This window comes from SAR86 cluster bacterium, assembly GCA_023703615.1.
Classification (GTDB): Bacteria; Pseudomonadota; Gammaproteobacteria; order Magnimaribacterales; family D2472; genus MED-G85.
Map to the genome: position 1 here is coordinate 156,256 of CP097971.1, position 21,474 is coordinate 177,729.

Here is a 21,474-nt window from a genome sequence, read left to right on the forward strand (position 1 = left end):
TTTGTGAATTGAGATATATGCAGTGAAATAAAATTACTTACCAGTTTGCCTGATGACAATAGCAACTTGGAACCACCTGATCCCATCTCGAACTCAGAAGTGAAACGGGTTAACGCCAATGGTAGTGCAGGGTCTCCCTGTGTGAGAGTAGGAAATCGTCAGGCTTTTTTATTCAAAGGCTTCCATATTTGGAAGCCTTTTTTTATGGGATAATATAATTATGATTATTGGTTTAACTGGTGGAATAGGTTCTGGCAAATCCTTAGCAGCAAGAATGTTTACTGATCTTAATATTGATGTTATTGATGCGGATCTATTAGCAAAAAAAGCTTTAAATAAAAATAGTATTGGATATGACCAATTCTTAGAAAAATTTGGAAATTCATTTTTAAATGAAGACTCAGAAATCAACAGACTTAAGTTAAGAAATTTTATTTTTTCTGATAATAAAAAAAAATCAGAATTAGAAGAAATAATTCATCCAATTGTTGCAGAAGAGATCTCAAAATTTATAGATTGCTCACAATCTCCTTATTCAATAATAATGGTACCTTTAATTTATGAGACAAGAACTATGGATTTTTACGAAAAAATTATTGTTATTGATTGTGACTTAGATACTCAATTAGAAAGAGCAGCAATAAGAGATGATCAAAAAAAGGAAGAAATTTTAGCAATAATTGAATCCCAAGCTTCCAGAGATGAGAGAAATTCAATCGCAGATGATATTATTTTAAATAATTCATCAATTGAGAATCTAAGAGCTCAAGTAGAAGCCTTACATAAGAAATACATCATTAATTTAGAAAAAAGATGAAAACTTGTCCAAGATGTGAAAAAAAGACAGACCTTTCAGAGAAAAATCCAGATAGACCTTTTTGTTCAGAAAAATGCAAGTTGCTGGATTTTGGAAATTGGGCAAATGAAGAAAATAGAATATCCAGGCCAATAAAATCAGAGGATTTTTATGAAGACTAGCAATTAAATGATTTCTTTATACTATCCGCCACCCTTCATCTTTAATTAAAGATTCAGCTTTTTTAAACTTCATCTCTTTGGTTTCTTGACCATTAGTAACTTTAACTATTTCATTTCTTCCAAATTTTGGCGTTTCCCGTTTAAAAGTTTTTCCCGAATCACCTTCATGATTCTTTTCATTTGGTTGGTTTAATTCGTCAGCATTATAATTTTCCTTTTGAAGAACTATTTCTTCATTATCTTGAGTTTTTTTAGTTTTATTTTGAAACTCTTCTTCAGATGAAATTTGTAAAGAGAATAAAATTCGTATAGTTTCACTATCAATTTCACTCAACATCGATTCAAACATAGAATAAGCTTCGCGCTTAAATTCATTTTTTGGATTTTTTTGCGCGTAAGCTCTTAATCCAATACTTCCTCTTAAATGATCAACCTCTGATAGATGCTCTTTCCAGTGAACGTCTAGCACTTGCAACATTACTTGTTTTTCAATTTGCAGTCTGTTTTCACCTAGAGCGTCATATTTTTGAGAATATTTCTCTCTAGCAATTTTTACGAGCCTTTCAGCAATACTGTCAGGAAGAAGATCTTTGTTATTTTTTATCTCATTATTTAGATTAGTATCTAAATCAAAAGTTTCTTTTAAGTATGTATCTAATTCTTTTGATTTCCATTGTGACTCTATTGATTCAAGTGGAATATAATTATTTGAAATTAAAGTAAATTGATCTTCAATCAAATTTTCTATTGTGAGGCTAATATCATCCTCTTCAAGAAGCTGATTCCTTAATGAATATATTGCTTGCCTTTGATCGTTTGAAACATCATCGTATTCAAGAAGATTTTTTCTAGCATCAAAATTTCTACTTTCTATTCTTTTTTGTGCATTTTCAATACCACGAGAAAGCATTCTATGTTCAATATGGTCTTCTCCCATTCCAATCCTATCAAAAAGAGCTCTTCTGTTATCAGAAATAAAAAGTCTTAACAAGTCATCCTCTAAAGAAAGGAAAAATCTTGAGTAACCAGGATCTCCTTGACGACCAGATCTACCTCTTAATTGATTATCTATTCTTCTTGACTCATGTCTTTCTGTTCCAAGAATATGCAAACCCCCAGCATTTAGAACTGTTTTATTATTTTTATTCCATTCATCTGAGGATTGATCATCTTTTTTTCCACCAAGCACAATATCTGTTCCTCTTCCAGCCATATTAGTTGCAATTGTTACCATTCCTGGTTTACCTGCATTTGCAATGATCATAGCCTCTTTTTCGTGATGCTTTGCATTTAAAATTTGATGAGGTATTTTTTTTGCTTTTAAGTACTCTGAAACCTCTTCCGAAGATTCAACTGACACTGTTCCAACGAGTATTGGTGCAGACTTATCTCGTACAGATTCAATTTCATTTATAAGAGCTTTATATTTAGCTTCTTTTGTAAGAAACACAAGATCATTATGATCATCCCTAGCCATTGGAACATTTGTTGGAATTATTATTACACTTAATCCATAAATTTGATTAAATTCAAGTGCTTCGGTATCAGCAGTACCTGTCATACCGGATAATTTATTAAATAACCTAAAGAAATTTTGAAAGGTTGTTGAAGCAAGTGTCTGTGATTCTTTTTGAATTGGAACATTTTCTTTGCATTCAAGCGCTTGATGAACACCCTCGCTTATTCTTCTGCCAGGCATTGTTCTTCCAGTATGTTCATCTATGAGCAAAACTTCATTATTTCTAACAAGATAATGCACATTTTTTTTGAATAGAAAATGAGCTCGTAAGCTTGCTTGAACAAACCTCATAATTTTTATATTTGAAACAGAATACAAACCATCAGATTTGCCAATTATTTCAGCTTCTTCCAATAATTCTTCTACTAAAATATATCCTTCATCTGTAAGTTCAACACTTCTATTTTTTTCATCAATCAAGTAATGACCCTTTTCATGATCTTGCAATGGCTCCTCTTCAGTTTCTTCTCTTTCTTGTAATATTAACTTAGGAATAAATCGTCGAATTTGTTTATACATATCAGAACTTTCAGCAGAGGGCCCTGAAATTATTAGTGGTGTTCTTGCTTCATCAATTAAGATTGAATCAACTTCATCAACTATTGCAAAATCCAATGAGCACTGAACCCTATCCTCTACTCTGTGTGACATATTATCTCGCAGATAATCAAAACCTAGTTCATTGTTTGTGGCATATATAACATCACACTTATAAGCTTTAATTTTTTCTTCTATTTCTTGATTAGAATTAACAACTCCTACTGAGAGTCCTAAGAATTCATATATTGGCCCCATCCATGCTGCATCCCTGCTGGCTAGATAATCATTAACAGTAACTAAAATTGCTTTATTACCAATACATGAATTTAAATAAGTTGGTAACGTTGCTACCAATGTCTTACCTTCGCCTGTTTTCATTTCAGCAATATTACCTTCTGCCAATGCAATACCACCTAAAAGCTGAGAGTCAAAATGTCTTAATCCAATAGTTCTTTTGCTTGCTTCTCTTACTGCTGCAAAAGCAAGAGGTAGAATTTTGTACATATCATTATTACTATCTTTATAAATCGATAAAATTTCTGATTGTAATTCTTTAAAATAATCATCTGGTTTGCTTTCTAATTCTGATTCAAGTGCATTAGCTTCAATCACATAGGAGGACATTCTTTTTAAAACTCTACTATTCTTAGAGCCAAAAATTTTAGAGAAAATATCGAAAATATTCATTTAAATATTAGCTTTTAATTTAAATCACCAAAAGGGGGTCTAGCATATGATATTGGAGCATTTTTTGAATCTTCAAATTCAATAATCTCATAAGCATTATCTTGTTCAATAATTTTTTTAAGAAGTTGATTATTTAGTGCATGTCCCGATTTAAAACCAGAGAATTCTCCTATTAAATTATGCCCAAGTAAATATAAGTCCCCGATAGCATCTAACATTTTATGTTTAACAATTTCATCATTAAACCTAAGACCTTCTTCATTTAAAATTTTATCATCACCAAATGCAATAGCATTTGATATACTTGCACCTAGAGCAAGATTTTGTGATCTTAATTCTTCAAGATCACGTGCATTGCCAAAAGTCCTTGCTCTGCATACCTCCTTCACAAACGAAGTAGTTGAAAAATCAATAATTGATTCACTGGGGAGACCTTTGTGAACAGGATGATCAAAGTCAACTTTATAGGATACCTTGAATCCATTAAAAGGCTTAATTTTTGCGTATGCATCTCCACGAGTTACGGATATTTCTTTCTTAACTTTTATAAATTTTTTAAGAGAATCTTGTTCTTCAATTCCAGCAGATTGAATTAAAAAAACGAAAGGACTTGAGCTTCCATCCATAATTGGTATTTCTGGTCCATCAACCTTTATCAAGCAATTATCAACACCTAAGCCAGCAATTGCTGAAAGTAGATGCTCAATTGTAGAAATTTTTATATCATCTTTGACTAATGCAGTCGATAAAGTAGTATCTCCAACATTTTCTGCGCTTGCTGAAATTACATTTTCTGGATCAATATCAGTTCGTATAAACGAAATACCTGTATTTATATCAGAAGGAAGTAGCTCCATATTTATATTCTTTCCAGTATGAAGTCCAATTCCAACTGCTTTAATAGGATTTCTTAACGTTCTTTGTTTTAACATAAAAATAAATTTTTAAATTTTTCTTTGTCTTATAGCTTCAGAAAGTATTATCCCAGTTGCAACAGAAACATTAAAGCTTTTGAATATATTATTATTACTCAAATTAATTTTTTGATCACATTTGTCTAAAGTCTTTTCCCGAATACCTGATTCTTCAGAACCCATAACAATTGCTGATCCATTATCAAATTCGCAGTCAAGGTAACTTTTACTTGAATGTTCACTTAAACCATAAATTTTTATATTGATGTTTTTTAAATACTTTAAGCAATTTACTAAATTACTTACATGAAAAATATTTAAAGTTTCTATACCACCAGCTGATACTTTATGAACTAAGGCATTAATAGGCGCACATTGGTGTTTATTAATTATCAAAGCATCAATGCCACTAACAGCAGCTGATCTGATACATGCGCCTAGATTTCTTGGATCTATAATATTATCTAAAATTAATATCAGTGGATTCGTTTTGGAGCTCGCTTCTATGAATTCTTTTAAATCTTTAAAATTTCTATTGTCTTCATGCCTTATTTGAGCAACAGGCTCTTGCTTAATTTTTTTTGATAATTCGTATGGGATATTATTCCTGTTCAACAACTTAATTAAGATATTTATTCGATCATCGTCCCTATTAGCTGGAAGAAAAACTTTTTTAATTTTATGAGGATTATGCTCAAGTATGCTTTCTATGCTATGAAAACTAATTCTTGTATCTATTTCTTTATCTGATTTTCTCATTTTGACAAAGGGACCAAAGTAATTTTTCTTTCATCCGGAATGACATTAGCTATTCTAACTCTTATCTCTTGACCTATTTTATAAGTTCTTCCAGATCTTTTTCCGATAAGGTAATTGGATTCTTTATTGTAAAAATATCTATCTCCGGGCAAATCTGTAACATGAATTAGTCCAGAAATATAAAAATCTTCAATTTCAGCAAATAAACCAAATTCTGTTATACCTGTTATGACCGTATTGAACTGATTACCAATATATTCTTTTAGTAAATAACAAATCATTTGTTGAATAACTTGTCGTGATGATTTTTCTGCAATTCTTTCACATTCCGACATAGCAATACAATCCTCTTCAATTTTATCTTTGCTAAATTTTATTTTTCCTTTATTAACAATATTTTTTATCATTCTATGCGTCATTAAATCCGGATATCTTCTAATAGGAGAAGTGAAATGAGAATATCTTTCCAGTTGAAGACCAAAATGACCAATTTCTTTAGTTGAATATTCTGCTCTTTTTAAGCTTTGTAAAATAAGAGTCTGAAGAACTTTTTTCAAATTATTTTTTTTTGCAAATTTTATACATTCAGTTAATGTTCCTAGTGAATTTTTACTAGAATTAATAGAGAATCCTTTTAAATGAAAAAAGTTTTTTAAAGTTTCTAACTTAATCTCATCAGGTTCCTCGTGAACTCTATACACTCCATAAGAGTAATTTTTCTTCATAAAATTAGCAGCGCATATGTTTGCAGAAAGCATCGCTTCTTCAATCATTTGATTGGAAAAGTAATGCTTTGGAAGAACTATTTTATTTACCTTACCATTTTGGTTGATTTTAAGAGTTGGTTCTTGACTATCGATTTCTAATGCATGTCTTTCACTTCTTTTGGTTAAAAGAATTTTTGTGAGAGAGTTTAAGTTATCTAAAGATAAACAAATATTTTCATTTATATCAGATTTAATATGATTTAAATATTCATCAACTTGTTTATAGGTCATTCTGAGGTGTGATTTTATTTTTCCTTCAAAAAAACTATAAGATTCTATTTCACCACTTAAACTAAAAAATATGTCACAAACAACTACATTTCTATTTTCATTTGGAACTAATGAACATAGGTCATTTGAAATTTTTTCTGGAAGCATGGGAATAACTTTTGATGGAAAATATATTGAGGTGCCTCTTTTTTGAGCTTCTTTATCAATTTCAGAATTATATTTAATAATTTCTGCAACATCTGCAATAGCAACACTTAGAATATATTTTGAGTTATTTCTCCTGCAGAAAATAGCGTCATCAAAATCTTTTGCATCCGGACCGTCAATCGTTATAAATGGAGTTTTTGTAAGATCTTTTCTTGATTTTTTTGAGTCTAATTCAATATCTTTTAGTTCAAAAGATATTTTCTCATTCCATTTATATCTGAGATTATTTTCTTTAATTATTTGGAGTACAGTATTTTCTAATTGACTCATTTTGTTTAATTTTTATATTCGAGGTATAGACCTAGCATTCTGCCTCTTGGATCATGAACTCTTGTATCAAAACTAAAATCTGGAGCATCATAAAGTCTTGGTGCAGATTCATCTAATATATTTATTACTGAAAATTTAAATTGCATTTTTCCTGAATACATTTCATAAGTTTTACTTAAAGAAAAATCAAACACTAAAAAAGAATTGATTTTATTTTGATACCCATAATCTAATCCAAGACCTGTTACTGGCCTATTATTTTTGTAGCTATCAATGTAACGAGTATTAAAATTGATATTCAAATCATTAATAGCCCAATTTATAAAAGAATTTATTCTTCTTTTTGGTAAAGAGTGCGTATGAGCATCGTAATTAAATTTACCAACCCTATTAATCATTTTGCTTGTATTTCCATCATCTGGAGTCAAGAATTTATTCAGGGAAGTTCCCTTTAAGGCAAACTTAATTTCTCCATATTTTTTAAACTTAATAAAAATTTTTTCAAAATTTATATCAATTCCTGATAATTCAGTTCGTTCTTCATTAAAATATGATGTGGTAACACCAATCAAATCACCAATTTCATTTCTCGTAATTCTTAAACCATTTGGATTTTCATTTAGTATTGCTTGCGCGCTTTGGATTTCAATTCTATCCTCGTAATCAATCTCCCAATAATCAAGAGTTATTTTGGAATTTGAATTAGTATAAATAATTCCTATATTTGTATTATCTGAAAAAGCTGGTTTTAGATTAGGATTCCCTATTTGAGCTTGTCTTACAAAGGGAGAATTCCCATTAAAATCACGGACACTACCTAAATTAATATTACTTGAAAACATTTGTGCCATTGAAGGCATTGAAAATGAAGAGCTTCTTGATGCTCTTATAGAAAAATTGTCACTCAAATAAGCTTTAAAAGATGCTTTAGGATCGAATGATGAATCATTGCTGAAATCCTCATATCTACCGGCTAAGTTAAAATTTAACTTATTTTTGAAGTTTTTCTCTATTTCAAAAAAACCGGCAAACTTATTTCTAGATTTATCAACATTAATCCCACCACCTAAAAAAAATAAATCAGCGGTTTTTATAATTTTTCCATCCGAATCAAATTCTGCTCTACTTATATCATCATAAAAGATGTCTAGATTCTCTTGATTAGATTGAAATCCGTAAGCAATTTGGTATCCAGATAAAGAGGAGGTCCTAAAAATAAGGTCAATACTTCTTAGACTTGCCTCTTTTGTTGAGATTTCTGCACCAGTGACGTAATCGAGAAGAGCTTTAGAATTTTGAGATGAATCAAATATGTTCCAAAAAATAATATCTCCACCTTGAACATTCATTGACGTGCCATTAAGAGATTCTAAAAATCTTGAATCTATAATGTCAGGTCTAAAATGATTATTTGAGTGACTGCTAGCAGAAATTGAAAATTCAACTTCAGTACTTTTACCAATATTTGAAAATATCTTTTGGCTAAGGTGATATTGTTCAATATCTTTAGGTGATTTAGGAGAAATATATTCTGAGCCAAGTGGCCTACCATACCAAGTTACAGGCACATTAAAAGGGCTTCCTCCTTCTCCAGGTTGAATTTTTCGACTTAAAAAGGGTAATGCTGGATATGAAGGAGACTGCGGATTGTCATTAACATTTACTTTAGAGTAAATGTAAGTTAATTCAAAATTATAATTTTCTAATTGATGATTTACATTTGAATAAAACTTTTTATGACCCTCATCATTAACTATATTAAATCTATTGCCATATAAAAAACCACATGTATTTGCATCTCTGAAAACACCTCCATTGGCTATACAATCTGGGTCAGGTATTTTTTGATTACTTTGATAAGTGCCTGCCCATAAACCACTACTAACAACATCGGCTTCAGTAACTTTAAAAGATCTTCCTAGCCCACTAATTGCAAGTTCAGCAATACCAGGAATCTCAGATGCCGATAGAGATGATCTATCAAGGATATTAATCCCAAGGACATAATTTCCCTTTTTATAATTTGAACCATATAGTAAACCAATCGAATTATCATTTTGATTATAATTGGAAGTAGTTTGACGATTTATTTTAAGCTTTACTCCATCAAAATTTTTATAAGTAAAAAAATTAACTACGCCTGCAACAGCATCAGATCCATATGTTGAAGTAGCACCTTCTTTTAACACCTCGATTTTTTGCAATGCAATTTCTGGAATAATATTTACATCAATATATCCTTCTCCATCATTCGATGGCGTGCCAGCAAATGTTTGTCTTTTTGAATTTATTAAAAGAAGCGTTGATGCATGATCTAGTCCTCTAAGAGTTACTGAAGACATACCTTGATCCACGCCATCCAACGTATTTGCTTGAAAATGCGAACCAGATGAAGCTGTAATATATTTGCTTATTTCTGCAATAGTAGAAATATTAAGATTCTCAAAATTTTCTTGCGTTATTATCTCAATAGGTGATGAGTCTAATTCACTATTATTTATTAGGCTTCCAGTAACAATTATTTCTTCAATATCTGTACTTTCCAAATAAGAAATGAAAATAAAAAGAATTAAAAAAATAGGTTTTACTTTTAATATCATGCGTAAATACAATTAAGAAGCATCTTACAAGATAAAGAGAGATTTGTAATTTTTTCTCAAAAAAAATGAGCCCAGAAGGGCTCATTTTATTTTAGCAATAAGAAAAAAATTAATAGGTAAAATTAAATTTAATTCCGTAATTTCTACCTGGAAGAGGTACTTCATTTTTTACAAATGACGCGTGATTTCTTGCAGCTTCATCTAGAAGGTTCCTACCAAATAATGAAACTTTTAAATCACCCTTACCATTAATATTAAATGTTTTTGTTAACCTAGTATCAAGCATTTGATATGCTCCAGTCACAGTTTCACCTTCACCAATATCATTTTGCTTTTCAACATCTTTCATACTCAAGTTAAAAATTAAATCGTCTTGAACATACGATAGAGAATAAACATTTCTTGCTGGATTGATTCTAGGTAAATAATGCCCATCATCAAATTTAGCATTTACAACATCTCTTCCAAAAGATAATGTTAAATCGCCTGAGCTCAAGGCAAATGTTCTACCAAACTCTATTTCGTATCCATCAAATTCAGCGTCTGCTTGTTCATAGTTTGAACAAATTAACTCAGGATGCGGATGCGGATCTCCACCAGGATCTTCTACTGGATGATCATCATCCTCTTCCTCATTACATTCATGATGCTCCTCTTCACCATCCTCTTCATGATGTTCTTCATCATGGAGGGTAATATAATTATCTACATCGTTTATATATACGCTAGCAAGCGCGTAATAATCACCGTTGTCAAAGCTTAATGTAATGTCAAAATTGTTAGAGGTTTCGTTTGATAATGTAGGATCACCAACTTCAAACCTTCCTGTCGCCATATGAGGACCATTCATAAAAAGCTCAATAACTGAAGGAGCTCTTTCAACACTTGCATAACCTAGTTTAATATCAAGATTATCACTTAAATCTCTGCCTACACTCAGGGCAAAACTATTTGTATCATCTTCTATTACAAAATTGTCTATGTCACCATGATGCTCATCAGTAACACTTCCAGATCTCTCAATTTGATCCAATCTAAAACCAAAATCGACTTTAAAAAGTTCAAGATTTTTGCTGACGAAGTATCCAAGCGTAAACTCTTCGTTATTTGCAGGATTCATAAAGGCTTCTTCTCCAACAATTGAAGAATCCTCATCAACAAAATTTAGTGATATTTTTTGTGTCATATTTTCAGTAGATAAATCAAAAATTGCTCCATACTCAATTGCATCATTCATGAAAACTGTTGGCTCATCTTCCTCATCAGGATCGTGAGGCTCATCTTCATCATGTTCCTCTTCATGACCTTCAGTTAATGAATAATCCGAATCCCTAAAGTTATATGTAATGGAATTTATTAAGCTACCATTAATATTATAAGAACCTTTTATAGAAAAACTCTCTGAATCAGTTGTTGAAAAAATTCGTTCTTCCCCATGAGGTTCTGCCTCGCCTTCACCCTCTGGTTCATGTTCCTCACCATGAAAAGGAATACCATAGACACTTTCTAAATTATCAATTGAGAAACCTATGAAGCCCCAATCTCCTGTTTTTGAGAGTCCAAATTTTGAAGACTCAACCTGAAGATCAGAGTTATTTATATAACCTAAATTTTCCTCTTCCTCTTCATCTTCCTCTTCCTCTTCGTGAATTACTGCGCCATTAGGAACATCATAATTTCCAAACTCAGAGTTTTTATAACCAAAAGTTAAGTTCAATCCATTAATATTACTCTTTGCATTAATATTATGAGTGTCGCCACTATTTACTGATTGAGACTCAAGACCAACATTAATTAGGGGTTCCTCAATATCCATAGTTGCAATTGCATTGTCAACAACATTTATAATTCCACCAGTCGTTCCATTAGCATAAAGCAAAGATGATGGACCTTTTACAATTTCAATTTGTTGGACATCATTTAAATCGATATCATTTAAATGGTCTACGCCGAGTCCTGATACATCTCTATTGACCATACCATTTTTAAGAATTTTGACTCTTGGTCCTGACATTCCTCTAATTATTGGCTGTCCCACTGCTGCACCATAGTCCGCTATAGATACTCCCAAATAACTGTCAATCGCATCTCCTAGACTAGTTGTTGCATCGTCAATAATGTCTTCACCATCTATAACATATAAAGGATTTGTGATTTTATTTGAATCAACCAAAGAAGAGGTAACAACAACTTCTTCAATATCTTGTGCAAATATAAAATTTGCAATCACGCTAATTGATAATAGCGTAAATAAAAAACGTTTCATAAAAAACTCCTGTAAAAAAATAAATATAAAATTCAGTATTTATTTTTTAGGCGGTGCTCTTGATAAATTAGAAGTTTTAAAATATGAAGCAAATCTTGATAAAAGATTTGTTTTTAAAATGACCCTTTGGTGATATGAATGACTTTTAAATAGGATTACTGGAATGTCAGTATTATGTTCACACGCCTGACATTCAGTTATATATTCCTCATCATGATGCTCAAAATGAGCATCAAAACTATGAACCGATAAACCGGTTAAAAAAAGAATTGATATTAAAAGATATTTATTATTCATTTGTAAAAAAAATTTTCACATTAATTATATTATTTTCCCAGTCATTTATTACATAGCTTCAAGGAAAAGTTTTTCCCACTCTTTTTCAGTCGGTACTTTAGGTGAAGTGAAATTGCTTGGATCAGTAATAGAGTGAGCAACCAGTTCAGGAATCATATTTTCAGTGACGCCCATTTCTGCTAGACCTTTTGGGAGTCCAATCCTTTCATTTAATTTCTCAATTTCATTAGCTAAGTCAATTGACTCATTTTTACCCATTGCACGCAATATTCTTGAATATTTATTTCCAATATGGTCGTGATTAAATCTTAGTACTGAAGGCAAGATCACACCGTTTAGAGTTCCATGATGAAGTTTAAGTTCTTGGTTAGCTCCTGCTGCATGACTCATTGAATGAACAGCACCTAAACCTTTTGAAAAAGCCATGGCGCCCTCAGTCGATGCCATCATCATATTCCATCTCGCATCTTTGTCTTTTCCATCTTTACAGGCTCTGACTAAGCTTTCCTCTTTAATAATTTTCTCAATACCATCAATTCCTACAGCTTCCGCAGGAGGATCATTTATTGGAGATAAAATAGCTTCTATACAATGAGTTAAAGCATCCATTCCAGCTCCGGCCGTTAAGACTGGTGGTAAACCTTCTGTAAGCTCTGGATCACAAATTGCAGCATTTGGCATTAAGTGCGGGCTTGCAAGAATCAATTTTCTTCCATCATTCATTATAATTAAAGATCCAACGGATACTTCACTACCAGTTCCAGAAGTTGTGGGAATTGCAATCATAGGCATTGTTTCAGTTATTTTTCCATAGCCACCTTCGTTAACTGCGTAATCTAAAAGATTCCCATCATGATTTGCCATAAGCGCAACTGCTTTAGCTAAATCCATACTCGATCCGCCTCCAAATCCAACAACACCATCGCAATCATTGGCTCTATATAACTCAAGAGCTTCATTCACAGCTTTTTCTGTTGGATTTGCCGGAGTTTCTTCATAAAATGTTGGAGAAATTTCATTTGAGATAAGATCTCTAATTTTGTCAGTCATCCCTATTGAGGATAGTCCTGGATCGGTGCAAACAAGAGGGTTTTTTATTTCGAGTGTCTCTAAAACTTCCGATATTTTCCCAAGAGCTCCGTTTTCAAAATAAGGTTTATTAAAATAATTTAGTTGCATAATTTTTTGTATTTATTGAATTATAGATTATATTTGATTTCATATGATTAATAATTTACTTTCGGCATTAGGCGCCTTTTTTTGTATAACTGCATTAGCCTATATAAGTTTTTTAGATAAAACTAATTTGTGGTTAATTCCACCTTTTGGAGCAACAATGGTATTAGTTATGGCAGTTCATGACAGTCCTTTGGCTTCTCCAAAAAATATTTTTCTTGGGCACACTCTTTCGGCCTTGTCAGGAGTAATAATTTATATGTTGCTTGGAATGTCCCCGATTTCAATTGGAATTGCTGTTGCCTTGTCGGTTTGGGTAATGGCAACTACAAACAATATTCATCCACCCGCCGGAGCAAATCCAATAATTGCAATTTTAGGTGGAGAAGGGTTCGATTTTATATTAATGCCTGTTGCTCTTGGATCTATTTTCATTGTAATTTTTGCAATTTTTTATAATAGATTATTAAAACGAGATTATTATCTTTAAAGAAAATTAAATAAGATGGAGCCACCTGTCAGATTCGAACTGACGACCTGATGATTACAAATCAACTGCTCTAGCCAACTGAGCTAAGGTGGCACGGTGTGAATTTTACATCATTGTTTTAAAATATTAACGTTTTTGTTGCAATTTATGTATATTATGAGATTTTAATATTCCAAAACAAAATTATGAAATATTTATTACTTACAATTTTACTCACATCATCATTAATCATTGGGGATGATCATACAGAACCAAACTACTCCAAGTTTCAGGCAAACTATTTTTTCAGCTGCCCAAATGAGCCAGCATGTGGAGCTGCCTTTGATAAGCTTATGAATAGTCCTGAAATCAAAGAGCAAAAATTTGAAGCGTCACTCTCAAGAATTAGTATGCAAGGGTACGCAAATATTACTCATTCAATAAACTTTTATTATAAAAGCGCTGAAAGGTTTCAAAAAGCAGGAGAAATTTTTTCAAGTTCGCCTGCCTTTGGTATTTTTGGTCAAGAAATGGCTGCTGCTGGTGCAGAACCTTACTACAACAACCTTACAAGTTATCTAATAGCCGAAGGTGATGCTAGAGGCGCAAATTATGGAGTTACTTTTGTTGATCAAGTCAGCAATCCAATGGTGTACTTCCCATCATTTAAAAAAGTGGCTTCAAAAATGTTTGAAGAGTCATTTGGTGGTGAAGCATATGTTTTAAGACAACAACATCTTGGCAGTGGAAACGTTACTCACTCTGTTTCAATATATTTTAATTCAAGCTCAGAAGCACTTGAATTTCTTGCAAATTATCAGACTACCCCTCAATTTAGTACGTTTTTAGAAGAAGCTGGTGAAACTTTTACGCAAGTAAGATCATATATGGAACAAACACTGCTGCAATACAATCCAGACTAACGTTAAGACTAGCAAAATAAATTGGGAGCTTATGCTCCCTTTTTTTTATGATTAATATAAAATTAATTTAATCAAAATGTTCTTTCCAAATAATAAGATATTCATTCACATCCCAAAAACAGGTGGGAGCAGTATTGAATTTGCAATTACTGAAAATTTTTATAAGAACATTAACAAAGTTGATGAAGTGGATAGAATAAAACTTGAAGCCTTTTCATATGAAAATTTTAGTGTGCATGGTTTTTATAAAAAATTGCAAAAAGGAAATGGTGGCCATACTCACAGTTTTATCAAAGAATATGATGAATACATGGATATTGATAAATATGAAAAATTTGTAATTTTAAGAAACCCTTATGAGCAAGTTACAAGTTTATACAATCAGTTAAGAAAACAAGTAAAAATAACATCTTTGAATAATTTTATACTTGATGAAAATGGCCATAATGTATCAAAATATAGCCATTACATTGATCAATATAAATTTACGCATATCGAAAATAACCTCACTGTAGACAGGGTATTTGTATTTGACAGATATAATGAAGTTCAAAATTATGTTGAAGACGAGTTTAAGATTAAGATTAATAAATCCTTAAAGCTATGGAAAACAGAGTATACAAACGAATCAATTAGCAGCGATGCAAAAAAATATTTTGAAAGTAAGTTTTTAAACTCAATAGAACTTTTTGAAAATTATTTATAGGATAATTATATCTCGAGTGTGCAACCAGTTCCGCCGAGACCACAATATCCATTTGGATTTTTTGCAAGATATTGTTGGTGATATTCTTCAGCTAAAAAGTAATTTTTCATTAACTTGACTTCAGTGGTTATAAGATTGAAGTTATTTTTTGATAAAACCTCTTGAAAGCATTCTTTACTTTTATTGGCAGTATTTAGGTCATTTTCATTATTGCAATATATTACTGATCTGTATTGCGTCCCAACATCATTTCCTTGCCTCATACCTTGAGTGGGATCATGGCATTCCCAAAAAATTTTTAGCAATTCGTTTAATGAAATCTTATTTTTATCATAAACAACTTTAACCACTTCAGCATGATTTGTTTCCTTATAACAAACATCTTCATATGATGGGTTTTCAGTATCACCACCTGAATATCCAACAGAGGTAACCCAAACTCCATTAAGGTCCCAAAATTTTCTTTCAACCCCCCAAAAACATCCTGCACCAAAAATTATTTCATTTAAATTATTTGGATTATCATTTATGAGAGACTTTGAATTTAAAAAATGATTCATTTGTATATTCCTTTAATTGAAATTTCTCCGAATTCAATGATTTTTTCCTCATCATTCTTAAAAATTTTAATTTTTCCTTCTTTATTAATACCTTTAAATATCGCTGTATCTGTTATTTCGTTATTCCTTAATATTTTTATTTCCTTGTTCATATGAATGCACATATCTTCCCATTTAGACTGCCAATCGTAAATACCGTTATCTATGAAATCAATAAAATTTAGAATTATATTGTTAATTATTTTTGATCTTTTCGATTTAAGTTCATATTTTGAAAGATCACCCCACCAAGATTCTTTTTCTTGGAGATCAAAATTTATGCCAATACCAATAATTGAGAGGTTTTTATCGCCTTTTATCTCCCTTTCTATGAGTATTCCACCAACTTTTTTATTGGCAAATACAAGATCATTAGGCCATTTCAAACCTAAAGAACCATCAGTAACAAAATTTTTAAGAGCTTCTATGCATAAAATACCTGTTATTAGGCTCAATGGAGCATCATTAAGCTCTTTTAATGTTGCAATAGTAAGATAAATATTACCAAGATTAGGACTTGACCATTTCTTGCCAAGTCTGCCTTTACCTTTAATTTGTTCTTCAGCAATAATTATATGAATATCTGAATTTATCTTAATTCTCTTTGATTCTTCGTTAGTAGAGTCAATTTGATCGAAAATATTGATATTGACCCTTGTTCTATCTATATTTGATAAGATTTCTTTTTTATTTAATTTATTCAAAATACACAAATTAGTTGACTTAATAACATTCTAGAACAAAAATACATTCCTTTAAATGGAGAGGTGGGTGAGTGGTTAATACCAGCAGACTGTAAATCTGCCGCTTCGGCTACGTAGGTTCGAATCCTACCCTCTCCACCATTAATTTTCATGAAAAATACTAAATAAAATAACTATATATTTATAGTCAAAAAAGGTTGAGTTTATAAGATTTTAGAGAGATAATACGCCACCTTAAATGAGGATGCTTATAAAAACGGGCTCATATAGCTCAGTCGGTAGAGCACTTGCTTGGTAAGTAAGAGGTCACCGGTTCAAGTCCGGTTATGAGCTCCAATTTAAATTAATAATTTCAGAGAGGCAGAAAAATGGCTAGAGAAAAATTCGAAAGAACCTTACCACATGTGAATGTGGGAACAGTCGGTCACGTAGACCATGGTAAAACAACGCTTACAGCTGCATTAACAAAAGTAGCTGCAGAAGTTTTCGGCGGCGATGCTGTAGATTTTGCAAATATTGATAACGCACCTGAAGAAAGAGAAAGAGGTATTACTATTGCTACTTCTCACGTGGAGTATGTATCAACTGCTCGTCACTATGCTCACGTTGATTGTCCAGGTCACGCCGATTATGTCAAAAACATGATTACAGGTGCTGCACAAATGGATGGTGCTATATTGGTAGTTAGTGCTGCAGATGGCCCAATGCCTCAAACAAGAGAACATATTCTGCTTGCAAGACAAGTTGGTGTTCCATACATTGTTGTTTACATGAATAAAGCAGATCAAGTAGATGATGCAGAGCTTCAAGAACTCGTAGAAATGGAAATTAGAGAACTACTAAACGAATACGATTTTCCTGGTGACGATACACCTATCATCGTTGGAAGTGCTCTTAAAGCATTAGAAGGAGATACTTCAGAAATTGGTGTGCCTTCGGTTCAAAAACTTATTGAAACACTAGACACTTATGTACCAGAACCAGAAAGGCCTGTGGATGGAGCATTTTTAATGCCAATTGAGGACGTATTTACAATCTCTGGAAGAGGAACAGTTGTTACAGGAAGAATCGAGACTGGTATAGTAAATACTGGTGATCCATTAGAGATTGTGGGTATTAAAGATACAACAGAAACAACATGTACCGGTGTTGAAATGTTCAGAAAATCACTCGACGAAGGTCGTGCCGGTGAAAATTGTGGTATTTTGTTAAGAGGCGTTGAAAGAGAGGCTGTTGAAAGAGGTCAAGTCTTATCAAAACCAAAATCAATTTCACCTCATACAAAATTTGAAGCAGAAATATATGTCTTAAGCAAAGATGAAGGTGGAAGACATACACCATTTATGAATAACTACAGACCTCAGTTCTACTTTAGAACTACTGATGTCACTGGAGCATGTGAGCTACCAAGTGGCGTAGAAATGGTCATGCCAGGTGACAACATAAAAATGAATGTTGAGCTAATTGCTCCAATTGCTATGGATGAAGGACTTAAGTTTGCAATTAGAGAAGGTGGAAGAACAGTTGGTGCTGGTGTAGTATCAAAAATTATTGAGTAAAAATTGACTAAATAGCCGAGGCCAAAGTGTCTCGGCTTGCTTGTCTGTAGAGAATATGAAAATTAGTTTTAGGCCAGTAGCTCAATTGGTAGAGTACCGGTCTCCAAAACCGGGGGTTGTGGGTTCGAGACCCTCCTGGCCTGCCAAGTTTAACTTGCTGGCAAAATAGGAATTATATGGCTAAAGAATCTGGTTCAAATACATTAGATACTCTTAAATGGGTATTTGCTTTAGCAATTTTCGGTTTAGCTGTATTTGGAAATAGTTATTTTGTAGAGGTTGCTTTTTTATATAGAGTTATTGGTGTTTTAATCTTATTTGTATTTGGTCTTGTAATATTAGCTGCAACGAACTTTGGTTCAAATTCCATAAAATTAATAAAAGAATCTAGAACTGAACTTAGAAGAGTTGTTTGGCCTACTAGAATGGAAACTACTCAAACTTTTTTGGTAGTCTTTGTTTCAATTATATTATTATGCTTATTTTTTTGGGGTCTTGAAACGCTTTTGAGTTTTTTAACAAGACTAATATTAGGGTAAATTTATGGAGTGGTATGTAATACAAGCTTATTCGGGCTATGAGCAAAAAGTAAAAGTTGCTCTAGAAGAAAAAATAGCTTTAAACAATCTTTCAGATAAATTTGGAGAGATACTTATACCTACCGAACAAATAGTTGAGTTAAAAGGTGGAGCGAAAAAAACTACCGAAAGGAAGTTTTTTCCAGGTTATATATTAATACAAATGATTCTTGAAGATGATTCTTGGCAGCTTGTTCAATCAACTCCGAGAGTATCTGGTTTTGTTGGAGGTACTAGAGAAAAGCCTCTCCCAATTTCTGAATCCGATGTTAATAACATTATTAATAGAATTGAAGTTGGTGAAGATGCTCCTGCTCCAAAAACAATTTATGAACCAGGTGAAGTTATCAGAGTATGCGACGGTCCCTTTAATGATTTTAATGGAGTAGTTGAACATGTTGACTATGAACGAAATATGGTTAAAGTGTCTGTTCAAATTTTAGGTAGAGCAACACCAGTAGATCTAGAATTTATGCAAATAGAGAAAACATAATGGCAAAAAAGTTAGCAAATGTTTTGAAATTACAAATACCGGCTGGAGGTGCTAACCCCAGTCCTCCTGTAGGGCCAGCGCTTGGCCAAGTTGGCGTAAACATTATGGATTTTTGTAACGCTTTTAACAATGAAACTCAAGAAGCTGAAAAAGGAATACCTTTACCTGTTGTCATAAATGTTTATGAAGATAAATCTTTTGACTTTGTTGTAAAAACTCCACCCGCAGCAGTACTTATAAGAAAAACTCTTGGTATTGAAAAAGGTAGTGGCGAGCCTAACAAGGAAAAAGTAGGTAAATTGAATAGAGCACAATTAGAAGATATTGCTAAACAAAAAGGGCCCGATCTTAATTCAAATGATATTGATGCAGCAGTTAAAATTATTGCAGGAACTGCAAGAAGTATGGGTGTTGAGGTTGACCTATGAGCAAAATGACAAAGAAACAAAAAATAATTGTGGATAAAGTAGATCCAGAAAAAATTTATTCACTCGAAGAGGCAATGGAAATTATGCAATCTGTAAAATCTAAAAATTTTGAAGAATCTCTTGATATTGCAATAAGGCTTGGAGTAGATCCAAATAAATCTGATCAAAATGTTAGAGGAGCAGTAACACTACCAAATAGTCTTGGTAAAGATGTTAATGTTGCAGTTTTTGCTGATGGGGATCAAGCTAATGCTGCAAAAGAAGCAGGGGCAGAACATATTGGTATGGAAGATTTAGCTGACAAATTTAAGAAAGAAGAGATTCAAGCAGATGTAGTGATTGCAACAAATGCTGCCATGAAAGTGGTTGGAAAATTAGGACAAGTATTAGGGCCTAAAGGGCTTATGCCAAATCCTAAAGTTGGAACTGTTACTGATGATGTTGCTGTTGCAGTTATGAATGCTAAAGCAGGTCAAGTCAGATTTAGAACAGATAAAAATGGAATAATTCATGGAAGTATTGGCAAGGTATCTTTTGACAAAGATAAGATAAAAGCAAATGCATCTGTTTTATTAGAAGAAATAAAAAAATTAAAACCAGCGTCTGCTAAAGGAATTTTCATAGGCAGTATTGCTCTAAGCAGTACAATGGGGCCAGGAATTAAGGTAAATTCTGCAGATTTGCTATAAGTTTTAGCTTTGTAAGAAATTACAAAGCTAGATAGTTGCGTTTACGCAGCCGTCAAAGACCGTAGGTGTTGAGAGACTTAATTTCCTACGCAGGTGGTGTTCAAATTGTAATTTTACAATTTGTCACCGAATAGCCGAAAGGCTTAATAAGGAGAATTGCTGTGGCGTTGTCAAAGAGTGAAAAGGAAAAGATAGTTGGAGAAGTCAAAGAAGTTGCATCTAATGCATCATCTCTTGTTATATCCGACGCTAGAGGTCTGAAAGTTTCGGAGTTATCTGAAATCAGAACCAAGGCAAGCGAATCTGGTATCCATATTCAGGTTATAAAAAACTCTCTTGCCAAATTGGCATTTGAGGGAACTGATTTTGGATGCTCAGATGAAGTATTGTTTGGACCGTCTTTATTTGCTTTTTCTTTTGATGAACCAGGTGCAGCAGCGAAGTTGCTTAAAACCTATGCTAAGAATTTTGATGAATTAGAAATTAAAGCATTAGTTGTTGAAGGGCAATTGCTTGACGGGGGCCAGATAGATATCTTAGCTACCTTGCCTTCTAAAGAAGAGGCTTACGGTCTCATCGCTAATGTACTCCAAGCTCCAATTTCTAAATTTGCAACTTTATTAAATGAAGTTCCAAGTAAGTTAGCAAGAGTTTTATCAGCAGTTCGTGACAAAAAAGAGGCGTCAGCCTAAATTATAAGGAGAATAAGAAATGGCAACTAGTAAAGATGATATCCTAAAATCAATTGAAGAAATGTCGGTAATGGAACTTGTCGATTTGATTTCAGCAATTGAAGAAAAATTTGGAGTGACAGCAGCAGCAGCAGTTGCAGCCGCACCTGCAGCAGCAGGAGCTGGTGATGCACCCGCTGAAGAAGAAAAAGATGCTTTTGATGTTGTATTATCGGCAGCTGGAGATCAGAAAGTACAAGTTATTAAAGCTGTAAGAGCTATAACAGGTCTCGGATTGAAAGAAGCAAAAGATATGGTTGATGGAGCACCTTCTACTTTGAAAGAAGGCGTTGCAAAAGATGATGCCGAAGCAATGCTTACTCAATTAACTGAAGCCGGAGCTACAGCAGAACTAAAATAATAATTAAACACATATAAATAAGG

The 21,474-nt window shown here is 32.6% G+C and carries 22 protein-coding genes, 4 tRNA genes and 1 rRNA gene; 16 read left to right on the plus strand and 11 right to left on the minus strand.

All coding sequences use genetic code 11. The features are described from left to right. Positions 1-48 precede the first annotated feature (48 nt). The 3 genes from rrf (at position 49) to M9C80_00810 (ending at position 978) form a co-directional block, all read left to right on the plus strand. Positions 49-164: ribosomal RNA gene (gene rrf, locus M9C80_00800) — 5S ribosomal RNA — on the plus strand. A 56-nt stretch (positions 165-220) separates the two neighbouring features. Next, the gene (coaE, locus tag M9C80_00805; GenBank protein URQ69729.1) at positions 221-817 is read left to right on the plus strand and encodes a dephospho-CoA kinase; all 597 of its coding nucleotides are present in this window, start codon (positions 221-223) and stop codon (positions 815-817) included. Beyond that, positions 814-978 (plus strand): DNA gyrase inhibitor YacG, encoded by a 165-nt coding sequence (locus M9C80_00810; GenBank protein URQ69730.1) that lies wholly within the window; start codon positions 814-816, stop codon positions 976-978. The genes coaE and M9C80_00810 overlap by 4 nt, the downstream gene beginning before the upstream one ends. Positions 979-994: 16 nt before the next feature. Here the strand turns inward: M9C80_00810 and secA are convergent, their stop codons facing one another. The 8 genes from secA to M9C80_00850 all read right to left on the minus strand — a co-directional run bounded on the left by secA (position 995) and on the right by M9C80_00850 (position 13,214). Continuing rightward, positions 995-3,718 carry a preprotein translocase subunit SecA gene (secA, locus tag M9C80_00815; GenBank protein URQ70183.1) on the minus strand — a complete coding sequence of 908 codons (2,724 nt, stop codon included), beginning with the start codon at positions 3,716-3,718 and terminating at the stop codon, positions 995-997. Positions 3,719-3,738: 20 nt separating this feature from the next. After that, complete coding sequence (lpxC, locus tag M9C80_00820) at positions 3,739-4,656, minus strand: UDP-3-O-acyl-N-acetylglucosamine deacetylase (protein URQ69731.1); 918 nt, start codon at positions 4,654-4,656, stop codon at positions 3,739-3,741. 12 nt (positions 4,657-4,668) lie between these two features. Next, entirely contained in the window at positions 4,669-5,397 is a 729-nt protein-coding gene (gene rlmB, locus M9C80_00825) for a 23S rRNA (guanosine(2251)-2'-O)-methyltransferase RlmB (protein ID URQ69732.1), read from the minus strand. Continuing rightward, positions 5,394-6,872 carry a VacB/RNase II family 3'-5' exoribonuclease gene (locus M9C80_00830; protein ID URQ69733.1) on the minus strand — a complete coding sequence of 493 codons (1,479 nt, stop codon included), beginning with the start codon at positions 6,870-6,872 and terminating at the stop codon, positions 5,394-5,396. Before M9C80_00830 ends, rlmB begins: the two co-directional genes overlap by 4 nt. A gap of 5 nt (positions 6,873-6,877) precedes the next feature. Continuing rightward, the gene (locus M9C80_00835) at positions 6,878-9,472 is read right to left on the minus strand and encodes a TonB-dependent receptor (GenBank protein URQ69734.1); all 2,595 of its coding nucleotides are present in this window, start codon (positions 9,470-9,472) and stop codon (positions 6,878-6,880) included. Positions 9,473-9,581: 109 nt separating this feature from the next. Continuing rightward, positions 9,582-11,738: a TonB-dependent receptor gene (locus tag M9C80_00840; GenBank protein URQ69735.1), complete on the minus strand. Its 2,157-nt coding sequence runs from the start codon at positions 11,736-11,738 to the stop codon at positions 9,582-9,584. A gap of 39 nt (positions 11,739-11,777) precedes the next feature. After that, complete coding sequence (locus M9C80_00845; protein URQ69736.1) at positions 11,778-12,035, minus strand: hypothetical protein; 258 nt, start codon at positions 12,033-12,035, stop codon at positions 11,778-11,780. Positions 12,036-12,083: 48 nt separating this feature from the next. After that, a complete protein-coding gene (locus M9C80_00850) occupies positions 12,084-13,214 on the minus strand; it encodes an iron-containing alcohol dehydrogenase (GenBank protein URQ69737.1) in 1,131 nt (376 codons plus the stop codon). Positions 13,215-13,257: 43 nt separating this feature from the next. Here M9C80_00850 and M9C80_00855 point away from each other — a divergent pair, with 43 nt between their 5' ends. Continuing rightward, positions 13,258-13,701: an HPP family protein gene (locus M9C80_00855; protein ID URQ69738.1), complete on the plus strand. Its 444-nt coding sequence runs from the start codon at positions 13,258-13,260 to the stop codon at positions 13,699-13,701. A 16-nt stretch (positions 13,702-13,717) separates the two neighbouring features. Here M9C80_00855 and M9C80_00860 read toward each other — a convergent pair. Further along, positions 13,718-13,794: transfer RNA gene (locus tag M9C80_00860), tRNA-Thr, on the minus strand. Between the two features lie 92 nt (positions 13,795-13,886). On the opposite strand from M9C80_00860, the gene M9C80_00865 reads away from it, so the two are divergent. Together M9C80_00865 and M9C80_00870 are read left to right on the plus strand one after the other, a co-directional pair. After that, the gene (locus M9C80_00865; protein ID URQ69739.1) at positions 13,887-14,603 is read left to right on the plus strand and encodes a hypothetical protein; all 717 of its coding nucleotides are present in this window, start codon (positions 13,887-13,889) and stop codon (positions 14,601-14,603) included. 76 nt (positions 14,604-14,679) lie between these two features. Continuing rightward, positions 14,680-15,309, plus strand: coding sequence for a hypothetical protein (locus M9C80_00870; protein ID URQ69740.1), 630 nt, complete (start codon positions 14,680-14,682; stop codon positions 15,307-15,309). Between the two features lie 5 nt (positions 15,310-15,314). Here the strand turns inward: M9C80_00870 and msrA are convergent, their stop codons facing one another. Together msrA and M9C80_00880 are read right to left on the minus strand one after the other, a co-directional pair. Further along, a complete protein-coding gene (msrA, locus tag M9C80_00875) occupies positions 15,315-15,869 on the minus strand; it encodes a peptide-methionine (S)-S-oxide reductase MsrA (GenBank protein URQ69741.1) in 555 nt (184 codons plus the stop codon). Further along, positions 15,866-16,612 (minus strand): biotin--[acetyl-CoA-carboxylase] ligase, encoded by a 747-nt coding sequence (locus M9C80_00880; protein URQ69742.1) that lies wholly within the window; start codon positions 16,610-16,612, stop codon positions 15,866-15,868. The genes msrA and M9C80_00880 overlap by 4 nt, the downstream gene beginning before the upstream one ends. A gap of 57 nt (positions 16,613-16,669) precedes the next feature. Here M9C80_00880 and M9C80_00885 point away from each other — a divergent pair. The 10 genes from M9C80_00885 to rplL all read left to right on the plus strand — a co-directional run bounded on the left by M9C80_00885 (position 16,670) and on the right by rplL (position 21,451). Beyond that, positions 16,670-16,753 (plus strand) — tRNA-Tyr (locus M9C80_00885). Positions 16,754-16,872: 119 nt separating this feature from the next. After that, positions 16,873-16,948, plus strand: a tRNA-Thr gene (locus tag M9C80_00890). Between the two features lie 32 nt (positions 16,949-16,980). Beyond that, complete coding sequence (tuf, locus tag M9C80_00895; protein URQ69743.1) at positions 16,981-18,171, plus strand: elongation factor Tu; 1,191 nt, start codon at positions 16,981-16,983, stop codon at positions 18,169-18,171. 70 nt (positions 18,172-18,241) lie between these two features. Continuing rightward, a tRNA-Trp gene (locus M9C80_00900) sits at positions 18,242-18,317 on the plus strand. A 30-nt stretch (positions 18,318-18,347) separates the two neighbouring features. Beyond that, the gene (gene secE, locus M9C80_00905; protein ID URQ69744.1) at positions 18,348-18,710 is read left to right on the plus strand and encodes a preprotein translocase subunit SecE; all 363 of its coding nucleotides are present in this window, start codon (positions 18,348-18,350) and stop codon (positions 18,708-18,710) included. Between the two features lie 4 nt (positions 18,711-18,714). Next, a complete protein-coding gene (nusG, locus tag M9C80_00910; GenBank protein URQ69745.1) occupies positions 18,715-19,242 on the plus strand; it encodes a transcription termination/antitermination protein NusG in 528 nt (175 codons plus the stop codon). Then, positions 19,242-19,670 carry a 50S ribosomal protein L11 gene (gene rplK / locus M9C80_00915; GenBank protein URQ69746.1) on the plus strand — a complete coding sequence of 143 codons (429 nt, stop codon included), beginning with the start codon at positions 19,242-19,244 and terminating at the stop codon, positions 19,668-19,670. The genes nusG and rplK overlap by 1 nt, the downstream gene beginning before the upstream one ends. Continuing rightward, the gene (rplA, locus tag M9C80_00920) at positions 19,667-20,359 is read left to right on the plus strand and encodes a 50S ribosomal protein L1 (GenBank protein ID URQ69747.1); all 693 of its coding nucleotides are present in this window, start codon (positions 19,667-19,669) and stop codon (positions 20,357-20,359) included. The genes rplK and rplA overlap by 4 nt, the downstream gene beginning before the upstream one ends. A gap of 161 nt (positions 20,360-20,520) precedes the next feature. Then, on the plus strand, positions 20,521-21,051 hold the full coding sequence (gene rplJ, locus M9C80_00925) for a 50S ribosomal protein L10 (GenBank protein ID URQ69748.1): 531 nt from the start codon (positions 20,521-20,523) through the stop codon (positions 21,049-21,051). Positions 21,052-21,070: 19 nt separating this feature from the next. Beyond that, positions 21,071-21,451 carry a 50S ribosomal protein L7/L12 gene (rplL, locus tag M9C80_00930; GenBank protein ID URQ69749.1) on the plus strand — a complete coding sequence of 127 codons (381 nt, stop codon included), beginning with the start codon at positions 21,071-21,073 and terminating at the stop codon, positions 21,449-21,451. Positions 21,452-21,474 lie beyond the last annotated feature (23 nt).